This is a genomic window from Sphingobacterium sp. UBA7038 (genome assembly GCF_002494055.1).
Taxonomy (GTDB): domain Bacteria; phylum Bacteroidota; class Bacteroidia; order Sphingobacteriales; family Sphingobacteriaceae; genus Sphingobacterium; species Sphingobacterium multivorum.
In genome coordinates this window covers 167,941-180,802 of record NZ_DLAV01000006.1, presented here as the reverse complement: position 1 = coordinate 180,802, position 12,862 = coordinate 167,941, and the positions used below count along the sequence as shown (strand labels likewise).

The window sequence follows — 12,862 nt, the reverse complement described above, 5'->3', positions numbered from 1 at the left end:
TGCGGTTCTATGCAGAATTAATTTTTATCAAAACAGAGAAATGTCCAAAGTCGTACAATATCTTCAGACCCCCACTTTTAGGAAAAATCTTATTGCCGCTTTTATCGCGATAGTATGTCTATTCCTTTTCGTTTATGTTGGACTGAAAATATATACCAAACATGATGAATCTATAGCCGTTCCTAAAGTGAAAGGCCTTCATATCAGTGCTGCCATCCAGGCGCTGGAAGACGCGGGGCTGGAATATCAAATTGACTCCGTCTACCAGATGGACGCCAAACCAGGAATGGTCATCGAGCAGGATCCCGAACAAGGATTTCATGTAAAATCGGGGCGGACTATTTATTTGACCATTATCACACAAGTTGCACCTGAAGTTGCCTTTCCGAATATAAAGGATAAAACATTGATCGAAGCAACGGCTATTTTGAAAAACCATAACCTTAGAATCGGAGACACTTCTTATGTCGCCGATATCGCTAGGGACATCGTATTGGATGCTCAATTTGCTGGACAATCAATCCGTAACGGGCGCATGATTCCTAAGGGTTCACGTATAGATCTAGTTTTGGGAAATGGACTCGGTGCTAATGAAGTGGAAATACCCAACTTAATTGGTCTTCCATTAAACGAAGCGAAGTTTGCCCTATCTGGAGCTGGTCTAGGCCTAGGCACAGTGACTTATGATCCCAATGTAACGGATACAGCCACCGCAGTAATCAGTGTACAATCACCAGGAATAGAAAAAGGCTTAACCAGCTTAGGGGCTAAAATAGACATAACGCTCTCATTGACGGCACCAACAACAACTACAGGTGCTCCAGCTGGAGGTACGCCAACTCCTAAACCACAGGCAAACCAAACACAGGTTACTCCGCCAGCAGCAAAAGCTCCGGTTCAGTCTAAGCCCGTTGCTCCAGCGAAAAGTACCACAACAAATACGCCAGCAGCTAAATCGACAACAACAAATCCAACTGCAGGGCAGAAAAAAGAAAAAGAAAGTAAAGGGAATAGTCTTGGCTTTTAAGTGTATTGACTTAAAAATGAAGCTGCATGGCATAATCTCCATTATGATGGATTAGCGTTTGTTGCAGATTCAGGAATTGTATAAAATATAAAGATGAAACCGATCCATATCTGGGCGATTTCATCAACCATTGACCGCTAAAGGCTGTATGAATGCCCTTAATAGCGAACAACAAATGAATAAAAAATTTTAGCATGGAAAATAAAAAAGGAATACCAAGTTGGTTAAAAATCATTGCCCTGATCGTTATCGTTGTCGGAGGTTATTTTGCTTGGACATTTTATAAAGCATTTTATGCTTCTAATGTATCGGGAGAGAAAAAATACCTGTACATACACGAGGGCGAAAAATATGAAGATGTATTGAAATCAATCAAGGATTCAAATCTTGTGGATGACATCGCTTCCTTTGAGCGTGCCGCACAATATAAAAAATATGAGCAAAGTGTAAAACCCGGACGTTATCTGTTAACCCCTGGTATGAACAATAGACGCTTAGTTGGCAATTTGATTGGTGGCTACCAAGAACCTGTAAAATTCAGATTTTCCAATGTGCGACTGAAAGAGAATATGGCCGCACTCCTTGGTAAAAGTTTTGAGGCAGATTCTGCAGAATTTATCGCGGTACTAAATGATGAGGCTACAGCACAGAAATATGGATTTACAAAAGAAAATCTGATTGCTATATTTATCCCCAATACCTACGAAATTTATTGGAACACCAATCCCGAAAAAGTAATTGCTCGTTTTGATGATGAATGGAAAAAGTTTTGGAATGCAGATCGCACGGCAAAAGCAAAAGCACTTAACCTGACACCGCAACAAGTCAGTACATTGGCTTCTATTGTCAAAGGTGAAGCCTTACACCAGGATGAAATGCCCATGATCGCCGGATTATATTTAAACCGCCTCAAAAAAGGCATGTTATTGCAAGCTGATCCTACCGTGATCTTTGCCAACAACGACTTTACCATTAGAAGGGTATTGAATAAGCACCTTAGAACAGACAATCCTTACAATACTTACATCTATAGGGGCTTGCCTCCAGGTCCTATTTCAATTCCAAGTATTGCTGCAATTGATGCGGTCTTAAACTTTAAGCAACATGATTATATTTACATGTGTGCTAAAGATGATTTTTCGGGCTATCATAATTTTGCAAAAACAGAGGCTGAGCATTTGATCAATGCACGTAAATTTCAACAGGCATTGGACGCCAGAAATATTAAAAAATAATGTTTGTATTTGACCATCAGATTCGTGTCCGCTATGCAGAAACAGACCAAATGGGGTATGTTTATTATGGAAATTATGCTGCATTTTACGAAATAGCGCGGACTGAAATGCTGCGGAGCACGGGGATATCGTATAAGGAGCTGGAAGAAATGGGGGTCATGCTCCCCGTTACGGAGATGAAAACAAAATACCTAAAACCGGGCAAATACGATGATTTGATCACGATACGGGTAACAATCCGCCAGAAACCTGCCGTCCGTATTATTTTTGAATATGAACTGTTCAATGAAAGCGGAGAACTACTCAACCAGGGCGAGACAACTTTGGTCTTTGTCAACATGGAAAAAAATAGACCTTGTATGCCGCCACAGGTTTTCTTGGATAAGATGAGTAACTATTTTAATTGATATGGGGAAAATCCACCAATGGCTATTAAATATTGAACCTTATTTTAGATTAATCGAATGGAGTAAACGTGTCGTACTACCTGGCTTTGGCTCGCTACCACTCTATACTGTGGCCGTATTTTTCTTTCAGGAGCTATCGAGAGATTCCATTGTCAGCAAGGCTTCTTCCCTTTCCTATAGCTTTTTATTGGCCATTTTTCCGGGTATCATTTTTTTATTTACATTGATCCCTTATATTCCGATCAATAATTTTCAGGAACAGTTGCTGGACTTTCTGGCCGTGGTTATTCCCAAAAATGCTTTTCTGGTTGTTGAAACGACTTTGGAGGATATTATTAAAAACCAAAATGGTGGATTACTTTCTTTCGGTTTTTTATTTGCGGCCTATTTTGCAACCAATGGTATGGCCTCTCTGATGAATGCCTTCAATAAGGCTTCCCTCATGACGGAAAGAAGGCCATGGGTCAGAAAACGTTTGCTTGCCTTAGCCTTGGCTTTCCTAATTATTTTTGCGTTAACAGTTGGGATGACAATATTTACCCTAGCTGGCATTACCATAGACTACCTCAAGGAAACAACAGGTATAAAGTCGAGCTTCTGGGCCATTCTACTTAAAGTAGCCCGATGGTTGATAATATTTGCTATTTACTTTTTCACGGTAAGCTGTATTTACAAATTTGGTCCTTCCAACTCCAATAAATGGAAACTCTTCAGTCCCGGAGCTTCTATGGCTACCATTTTAGCAATATTGACGTTTTCCATATTTACCTTTTATATCAATCATTTTGGTGCATATAACAAACTCTATGGATCCATTGGGACACTGATCGTCATTATGCTCTGGATTTACCTGAATACGCTTATTTTATTATTGGGCTATGAGCTTAATGCAGCAATAGCGCTGTCTAAACAAACCATTGTTATTGCCAAACCACGCATTTTCAACTCTTTTAAGAGAGACGAATAGGTGTATAAAATTATTTAAAGCTTCATTTACCCCGTCAGGTTGGCAACAAATGAACGGTAGAAGACGCTAAACGAGCGTTCGAACAGGCAGCTTTACACGTCTAAAGCAAAAGGCCTGTATAACTGAAAGTCTTTCAATAAAATAAGAAAAATAAAATTTTGCATTTAAAGTTTTTTTGTACCTTTGCAACTCCTACAAAGTAGGAAAAAGGAGAAAATTAATTAATGGCAAAAAAACAAGAAGCAGAAAAAGAATTAGCAGCGAAAAACGCAGAGCTACAAGGTGCTGACACTAAAGTAGTGAAAGACACTGAAAAAATTGAATCAGAAGCTGATTCAAACTTAATCGACGAAATCAAATCAAACACTTGGATCACACCAGAAGGTGAATTTGACTGGGATGCAAATGATAAAGGTTTCGGAAATTATAGCGAAGCTGAACGCGCTAAACTTGAAGCACAATACGCAGATACTTTCAACCAAGTTAACCAAGGTGAAATTATTGAAGGTACTGTAGTTTCTATCAACAACAAAGACGTAGTCTTAAATGTTGGTTTCAAATCTGACGGTTTAGTTTCTTTATCAGAATTCCGTGACTTACCAGAATTACAAGTTGGTGACAAAGTTGACGTATTCGTTGAATCTCAAGAAGATGCTAACGGTCAATTAGTACTTTCTCGCAAACGTGCTAAAACTCAAAAATCTTGGGAAGCTATCAATGAGGCATTGGAAAATGATGCAATCATTACTGGTTTCGTTAAGAGCCGTACTAAAGGTGGTCTTATCGTTGATATCAAAGGTGTTGAGGCATTCTTACCTGGATCTCAAATCGATATCAAACCTATCCGTGACTACGATGTATACGTAGGTAAAACAATGGAATTCAAAGTTGTGAAAATCAACCACGAATTCAAAAACGTTGTCGTATCACACAAAGTATTAATTGAAAACGATTTAGAAAACCAAAAATCTGAAATCGTTGCTAAATTAGAAAAAGGTCAAGTATTAGAAGGAACAGTTAAAAATATCACTGATTTCGGTGTGTTCATCGATTTAGGTGGTGTTGACGGTTTATTGCATATCACAGACATCTCTTGGGGTCGTATCGAGCATCCAAAAGAAGTTTTATCGTTAGATCAAACAATCAACGTTGTTGTATTAGACTTTGATGACGAGAAAAAACGTATCGCTTTAGGCTTGAAACAATTATCTGAGCATCCTTGGGAATCTTTAGATACTGCATTAGAAGTTGGTTCTAAAGTTAAAGGTAAAATCGTAACAGTTGCTGATTACGGTGCTTTCTTAGAAATCATCCCTGGTGTTGAAGGTTTGATCCACGTTTCTGAAATGTCTTGGTCACAAAACTTACGTTCTCCACAAGAGTTCTTGAAAGTTGGTGATGAGATCGAAGCGCAAATCTTAACGTTAGATCGCGATGAGCGTAAAATGAGCTTAGGTATCAAACAATTGACTCCAGATCCTTGGAAAAATATCACTGAGCGTTACCCTGTAGGTTCTAAACAAACAGCTGTTGTTAAAAACATGACTAACTTCGGTGTATTTGTTGAATTGGAAGAAGGTATCGATGGTTTGATCCACATCTCTGATTTATCTTGGTCTAAAAAAATCAACCACCCTAACGAATTCACTAAAGTTGGTGAAACATTAGACGTAGTTGTTTTAGAATTGGATGAAGAAAACCGTAAATTATCTTTAGGTCACAAACAATTGGAAGAAAACCCTTGGGATACTTTCGAAACGATCTTTACTGAAGGTTCTATCCACGAAGGTACTGTGATCAAAGTTGGTGACAAAGGTGATATCGTAGCTTTACAATATGGTGTTGAAGGTTTCTGTCCTTCTAAACACTCTGTTAAAGAAGACGGTTCTTCATTGAAAGTTGATGAAGTTACTTCATTCAAAATCATCGAGTTCAACAAAGAGAACAAACGTTTGGTAATTTCTCACTCTCGTATCTGGGAAGAAGAGAAAGAAGAAGCTCGCAAAGAAGAGTCTAACAGCCGTAAAAAAGACGCTAAAGCTGAGTCTTCAGCTGTGAAAAAAGTAAAAGATTCTGTTGAGAAATCTACTTTAGGCGACTTAGACGTATTAGCTCAATTGAAAGAGCAAATGGAAAATGATAAAAACGCTAAGTAATTAGCAATTTCAATCCATAAAAAGCGGCTGTTCCAAAAGAACAGCCGCTTTGCTTTTATAGGGATGCTTTTGTAATTTTGTAGCAATAAACTTTATTGTTATGTCATTCAAATCAGCCTTAATCAACCCCACCGAACTTCTGGAATCATTGGGACAGCATACAGACATTGTCCTCCTTGATTGCACCATCGACAAAGTTGGCCAATCCATCAAGGACGCCAAGTTCGAAGTACTACCGCATTCTCAATTTTTTGACATCGAAGGGAAACTTTCGGATTCTACTTCTAAATTACCACATACCCTTGTATCGGCAGAAGTATTCGAACGGGAAATGCAACGCCTAGGAATCAATCAGGATAGTACCGTCGTGTTATATGACAGATGGGGTGTTTATTCAAGCCCAAGGGCATGGTGGATGTTTAAGGTCATGGGTTTTGAGCAGGTATTTATTTTAAATGGTGGCGTCCCCGCTTGGAAAAAAAGTAAATTACCGCTCGTAGACCAGTATGCAGCTGCTGTAAAGCCTGGAAACTTTAAAGCCCAATTTCAAGCAAACCATTATGCTGACAAAGAATATATCTTAACACATTATCGGGATCCTCAAGTGAATATTTTTGACGCCAGAAGTAAAGGTCGATTTAGTAGTTTTGTTGCTGAACCTCGAAAAGGCCTTCATGGTGGGCATATCCCTCATTCCAAAAACCTCCCTTTCGAAGAATTACTTGATGGAATCGTTTATAAACCCCTTGGTGAACTGAAACAGCAATTTGATCATCATAATGCTACCGGAAATGAATATGTATTCTCCTGTGGATCGGGTATCACGGCCTCAATCTTAGCATTTGCTTCTCATCTTGTTGGTCACGAGCAAATCCGCGTATACGATGGCTCTTGGTCAGAATGGGGTCGCGAAGAGCTCAATCTACCCATCGAAAAATAGTTTAAAACAAGGTATTCCAAGAGTAGAGATTATCCTCCAAGAGGATTTTTTCCGCATCCAGGAGATCGCGGATAATCTCTATTCTTTTCTTTTCTGTACCTATCGTCAAACTAGCCACCAAATCGTGAATGTTTTTAGCGCCAGCGAGCAAACTACTTTTGATTTCTGCTTTTATATCTGCGCGCTGCTTTTTCTGATGATTACGGATCAGACACAAATCGCATACTTCACAGAACCCCGCATTTTTTTCTCCAAAATATAACAACAGCGACTGACTGCGGCAATTGCTACGTTCAATATAACCGATCATGCCATTGACTTCTTCTTCTTTCACCTGATGGCGATCGCGAATAAAAATATGATCGATATGCAGGTGTTTGTAATCGACGCGGTTCTGCAAAAAGGTCAATTGTGGCGCATCTGTAGAAGGCAGATAACTCGCTATTTCCAATGACTCTAACGACTTCAATAGCTCGACAACACGATCATAAGGCAGACCCAACTTACGTGCAAATTCGTATTCATTAATGAGGATATAGTTTTCAAATACACCACCATAGCTGCGTAAAATAGCCTTAATGAGCTTATCATATTTTACATACTGCACCTGAACTTTATACAATTCGGCGCTATCAATTTCAAATTTAAACCGTGAGGGGATTGTGACAGCTTCGGACAAAACCAACCAAGTGTCCCGCTCCAGAAACTTCAGCGCATTCATAACAGGAACCAATGGCAGCTGATATTTTTTGGCAAAAGCAACAACATCAAAATCTACAGTCACTCCTTCTCCAGCACCATAGGGAATCTGAAAATGATTACACAGGTAATGATAGGTCTGTTGAATAAATGGAATATCAGGGAAGCTAGCTTGCAAATTATCGACAAGCTTCTGCTCATCTGTCTTTTGATAAAGAATAACGGGATAGGCCTTCTTGCCATCTCTTCCTGCCCTACCGGCTTCTTGATAATAGGCCTCCAGTGAATCGGGCAAATCGAGGTGAATCACAAAACGCACGTCAGGTTTATCAATTCCCATCCCAAACGCATTGGTAGCTACAATAACGCGAACAACATTTGTCATCCACCCTTGCTGTTTCTGATCCCGTTCCTGCCCCGAAAGTCCGGCATGGTAATAATCTGCCGAAATGCCGTTATTGACCAAAATACGGGCTATCTCCTGCGTTTCTCGCCGGTTTCTGACATAGACAATACCGGATCCGCCCAACTTATGTATAATCCGGACCATACGTCCCATCTTATCCTCTTCTTCAATGGCCATATACGCCAAATTGTCCCGGAGAAAGCTTTTGACAAATACATTTTCTTTCGGAAAGCTCAGTTTCTGTTGTATATCGCTGATGACACGCTCCGTTGCGGTCGCTGTAAGGGCTAGAAAAGGCACCTTGGGATGCAGTTCCCGTAATTTAGCAAGTTCTAAATAGGGCGGTCTAAAATCATATCCCCATTGAGAAATACAATGTGCTTCGTCTATCGCAAATAGATTTACATTCATAAATCGTATGCGCTCCCTTACTACATCATTGTACAATCTTTCAGGAGAAAGATAGAGAAATTTTATTTGCCCATAGACGCAATTATCCAAGGTAATATCCACCTCCCTCTTCCGCATTCCAGCATATATTGCGACCGCCTGAATTCCATTTTTTTTCAAATGTTCAACCTGGTCTTTCATCAATGCGATAAGCGGTGTAACGACAATACAAATCCCTTCTCGCATCAAGGCAGGTACTTGAAAACAGATCGACTTCCCTCCGCCGGTTGGCAACAAAGCCAAAGTATCTTTACCTGAAATGACCGATTGAATAATTTCTTCTTGCAGGGGTCTAAATGAATCGAATCCCCAGTATTGCCTTAAGATTGATATACTATCTTGCGTCATAAATTCTCCTTATCCCAAACATACGCAAAATTATCTTTCATGAGATAATTCTGTATCCCCAAACTATCTAACGTACGTTGTATATGCTTGGATTTTTCCTGTGAATTGGATCCATCCAGTATAACAAGTTTTGGTCTGATTTGCCTCAATAATCGGGGTAAACCATTTAATAAATTTTTCCTAACGATAACGAGGTCAGCATGTGGCATAGTTTCTACGGCATGGCACAGAATAGCGATTTTACCCAAGGGGAGCGTAACAAGATAGTTTTTACGCTCCTGGCCATGCAAAGCCACAAACTGAACTTCTTCTTTCGTCAATAATTGAATTTCTCTTCCACATGCATATTGCAAGCCCCGGGCTTGCAAAGAATCAAATGTGCTGTAAATGATACCGCGCCCACCTTTGAAATAACCGATCGTCAACTCTTGTTTCGTATTATAGACCCGAAATCGTTCTGCATCTTTATTTTCTAAGCGTTTTTGCACAGTGATCAATAGCATTCCAATTGCACAGCATCCCCCTAACCAAACGTATTTTTTATCTTTCCACTGAAAAGCATATAAACAAGAAAACAGTGCAAAATAGGTCAAAAATAGGAGCTCAAGCCCCATAGGATCAACTTTTATTGTTGAAAAAGCCCAACGGTCAATACATTTCAAACCGTATAAGATGAAAGCAATGAGATGCTCCAAGAGCAAACCCATTAAATCGTTAATCCCCTCCATTGGATTAATTGTCATGATAAAACCGAGATACATCGCTAGGGTTGAAGGAAAATCGACTAATAAGTTGGCTACCAGAAAATAAGTTGGGAATTGCCCAAAATAATAAAGACTCAGTGGTGTTGTCAGTATTTGCGCAGCAACAGAAACAGCCAATGTATCTCTCAAAAGCCGCAATATCGGTCTTTTGACCGGAAGGAATGCTTCGACAAGCGGCGAGCATATCGTCATACCCAAAACAGCTAAAAAGGACAGCTGAAAACCCACATCAGCAACCGCCCTTGGAACGATCAACAGAATCAATACTGCGGCAATAATAAGCGAATTGAGCGTTGAAAAGCCTCGTTTAAAATGCTGTGCACAGAGTACAAAACTAATCATAATAGCCGCCCGCGTAATGGGCGGATCAAGCCCTGCAATAAAAGCATATATCCAGATCATACTCCATAACAAAATTAGCGGCAACCATCTGAGATAGGAAGGCCAGGCAATTCGTTTGAAAATAAGGGATAAAAACCCGAATAAAACAGCAACATGCATTCCGGATACACTTAACACATGTATCGTTCCCGTATTGGTGAAGGCCTGTATGCTTTCGGCACTGATATCGCTCCGCGAACCATATAATAAAGCTGACACAATAGCAAAGTTCTCATCCCCTTTAATATGGGGTCGAAGCTTGAGCAAAAAATATCTTCTCATTTGTAAAGCGAGCGCAATCAACGAAAAAGTCGTTGTTTCTTGCCGGCTGATCAGCTTGTACTGACCAGAGACTGCGAAAAGTTCATGGTAGACATACTGCCTTTTCAAATACGCCCTATAATCAAACTCCATTGGATTGAATGGCGGAGCTATTTCCCGGGGCTGACCTTTTAACCACAATAGGTCACCAAACTGCAGCGTATTCTTCTGGCTGGATTTTAGGGATAACATGAGTCTACCTGTCGTTTCTATAAATTCACCTTTTTGGTAAGCCCCTATTACCTCTGTAGAAAAACGAATGATACCACGCTTCACTTTGGGCTCTTCAATAATTTTGACCACATAACGATCTGTCATTATATGGGAGAAATGACCGATTGCAACCAAAGGGTCCTCGCGCCAAAATTGGAAGATCCCAAATAATACAATAGATACATAATACCCGCAGGTATACCCGTATTTGCGAATTGTACCTTTAAAAAAATAACTAATTATCGTTAACAGAGTCATCACAACCAATACCTGCTGTATAAATTGAAAAATAGGGCGCGAAATCGGTATTTTAGGGACGAAAAGAAGTGTCGCAATATATAAGATAGCTATCTTAAGAATAGGCAGCCGCTCTAATCTTTGTGTAAAACTCAGCTCTTTCATAACTGCCACCGCAACTGTACCTTAACCTCGGATTTTCTATTGCCCTCAATTTGGTCTAATCCAGTCCCGATATGCTCTCGTCCCGGATAATAATAGACCCCATATTTGGCCCATACCTGAAGATGGCGACTTAATCGATACTGTAGGTTGAAATACATTCTCCATCCCCTTGTATTGTACATTCCAAACCCAGAGGCATATAATACGTCTCGCTCATAAGCATAGATCCGATTGTCATAACTTGCCGCATCGAAATACGCAATCCGCATATTCGACTGCAATTTTCCAGTGGTAGACTTCCAAAGTATATCCTGATAATACATATATCCGAAACCATTTTCCTGATACTCTTTTTGGAATAAATTGGCTTCTACCCGGGAGCGAATAGTCCATATTGAACTTAGGCGGTATTGAAATTCTATCCTGAACTGCTGTTTGCCGGTATTCACAAGCCCATGCTCGGTTTGCCCCTCTCCCTGGTAGTTCACTTGTTTCAATCGGTTGCGATAGCGCAACGAAAGTTGGCCTTTTTTGTACCACATGTAACTCAGCTGGCTAAAGAAATCGGCGCCTGTAGATAGCGTATCAGCCTGATACTTTGCTCCTGGAAAACGAAATACATCGGCATAATTCGACCAGAGCAATTTTCTTCCCAGTTGATAGGTAAGTCCCAAATAAGCACCCTGTTCGTTGGAGCTGTTATCCGATTCACCAAATCCTTGTCCATAAAAAGTATGAAAATTCTTCTTGTAGTCCCGAAGCAATATAACCGATGATAAACGTGGATGTAAACTTATGATAGCTCCTGTCAATAATGCTGAACCGCCATCGATACTATTGGCATATTCACCAAATAAATACGTGTTTCGAATCGTATAGTTTACGTATAAACTTATATTTCGGAGCAAATCACCTTCAAAGTCCGCCTCTTGCCGTATAGCATTGCCTTTTGTTTTAAAGGCATTCAATTGAGTCTGATTGAAATGAATACCCATTTTGATCCGTTTATAGCGCCACAATAGATTCAGTCCATAGGCTAGTTGAGATGCAGCATGACGGTATTGCTGTTCGGTTGCTGTCCGATGCAGTCCGGTACTCGCGATTGTTGAAATCGTAGCAGGAGAAGCGATACGGTGAACTTTTCCATCAATGGATCGATAGGAGATATAGGGTGTAACCTCAAATTGACCGATCTGTAGTGTCCCGGCAATGCCCCGCATAAAATTTGCCTCATTTAAGGAAGTATATGACTTTACTCCAATCCCTTGTCTTGCTGTATGCTGTACCAATCCCCCTTTTCCAAAATTCAAACCGTTCCACATACTGAGCCCTTGTCCGAATTGTAAAGCATAGTCGCCGATTACGATATTCCTGAATCGGCCAAAATGCTTTATCGATACACTTAGGCTATAGAAATCAAATCCCATTTTTTGTTTATCCCTAAAAAAGGGCTCCCCGGCATCTTTCTCCATATTGACCGCTAATTGAACCACAGCGTTCAATTGGGCTCTATACCTAAAAGCATAGCGATTGGCATCGCCGAGATAATGGGATTTCGTCGTATCGACAATACGGTACCCTTTTGCTTTTTCGAGTGTCCGGGCATATCGTACCGTAAATTCCTGTTTAAAATTTCTCGATTTCAGGGTTTCAAGAGGAGATCCGGGGCCTACCCTCACAAAAGGTAACAGTAAACTGATTACACGCTCATTAAATCCTTCAATAGACTGTAGTTCAAGCACGTCAATAAAATTTCCTGAAATGGTCCTATGCTCCAGTAGGCGCTCGATCAATAAAGGGTCCAAAAACTGTAATTCTGTGAGTTCTCTTCCATCCGTTTTGTTGAGATCGATCGGGTGTTTGAGATAATGATACCACTTTTCAGTGAATTCACTCAAATCAGCATCTGCTGCGAGCTCATCCGATAAGCTTTCAAATAAATCTTGGAGATCGATTTTTTCATTTGTTTGCGCCAAACAGGTTATTCCAATAAAACAACCTATAAAGAGCAAAATTTTGCTACAATATTTCATAATAGGTTTTAATTAATATTGGCTAAATGCTAGGCGATGAACCCTTTATCCCGGCAGAAAAACGATTCACTCCTATGAAATTAGGAAATATAAAAGAATAAAAAAAGCCTGAT

9 protein-coding genes are annotated in these 12,862 nt (G+C 40.0%); 6 read left to right on the top strand and 3 right to left on the bottom strand.

Features of this window, described 5'->3' with window-relative positions:
* Nucleotides 1–40 precede the first annotated feature (40 nt).
* The 6 genes from B3H30_RS02560 (at nucleotide 41) to B3H30_RS02535 (ending at nucleotide 6,732) form a co-directional block, all read left to right on the top strand.
* Nucleotides 41–1,027 carry a PASTA domain-containing protein gene (locus tag B3H30_RS02560; protein ID WP_070565008.1) on the top strand — a complete coding sequence of 329 codons (987 nt, stop codon included), beginning with the start codon at nucleotides 41–43 and terminating at the stop codon, nucleotides 1,025–1,027.
* A gap of 194 nt (nucleotides 1,028–1,221) precedes the next feature.
* Nucleotides 1,222–2,262 (top strand): endolytic transglycosylase MltG, encoded by a 1,041-nt coding sequence (gene mltG / locus B3H30_RS02555; protein ID WP_070565002.1) that lies wholly within the window; start codon nucleotides 1,222–1,224, stop codon nucleotides 2,260–2,262.
* A complete protein-coding gene (locus B3H30_RS02550) occupies nucleotides 2,262–2,669 on the top strand; it encodes an acyl-CoA thioesterase (RefSeq protein WP_070564999.1) in 408 nt (135 codons plus the stop codon). The genes mltG and B3H30_RS02550 overlap by 1 nt, the downstream gene beginning before the upstream one ends.
* Before the next feature lies 1 nt (nucleotide 2,670).
* Entirely contained in the window at nucleotides 2,671–3,636 is a 966-nt protein-coding gene (locus B3H30_RS02545; protein ID WP_070564997.1) for a YihY/virulence factor BrkB family protein, read from the top strand.
* Between the two features lie 224 nt (nucleotides 3,637–3,860).
* Nucleotides 3,861–5,792 carry a 30S ribosomal protein S1 gene (gene rpsA, locus B3H30_RS02540; RefSeq protein ID WP_070564994.1) on the top strand — a complete coding sequence of 644 codons (1,932 nt, stop codon included), beginning with the start codon at nucleotides 3,861–3,863 and terminating at the stop codon, nucleotides 5,790–5,792.
* A 100-nt stretch (nucleotides 5,793–5,892) separates the two neighbouring features.
* Entirely contained in the window at nucleotides 5,893–6,732 is an 840-nt protein-coding gene (locus B3H30_RS02535; RefSeq protein WP_070564991.1) for a sulfurtransferase, read from the top strand.
* 1 nt (nucleotide 6,733) lies between these two features.
* Here the strand turns inward: B3H30_RS02535 and B3H30_RS02530 are convergent, their stop codons facing one another.
* From B3H30_RS02530 to B3H30_RS02520, 3 genes are read right to left on the bottom strand one after another with little or no spacing between them, the layout of a single operon-like run.
* Nucleotides 6,734–8,635: a RecQ family ATP-dependent DNA helicase gene (locus B3H30_RS02530; RefSeq protein ID WP_070564988.1), complete on the bottom strand. Its 1,902-nt coding sequence runs from the start codon at nucleotides 8,633–8,635 to the stop codon at nucleotides 6,734–6,736.
* Nucleotides 8,632–10,716 carry a ComEC/Rec2 family competence protein gene (locus B3H30_RS02525; RefSeq protein WP_070564986.1) on the bottom strand — a complete coding sequence of 695 codons (2,085 nt, stop codon included), beginning with the start codon at nucleotides 10,714–10,716 and terminating at the stop codon, nucleotides 8,632–8,634. Before B3H30_RS02525 ends, B3H30_RS02530 begins: the two co-directional genes overlap by 4 nt.
* On the bottom strand, nucleotides 10,713–12,749 hold the full coding sequence (locus B3H30_RS02520) for a ComEA family DNA-binding protein (protein ID WP_070564983.1): 2,037 nt from the start codon (nucleotides 12,747–12,749) through the stop codon (nucleotides 10,713–10,715). Before B3H30_RS02520 ends, B3H30_RS02525 begins: the two co-directional genes overlap by 4 nt.
* Nucleotides 12,750–12,862: the final 113 nt, after the last annotated feature.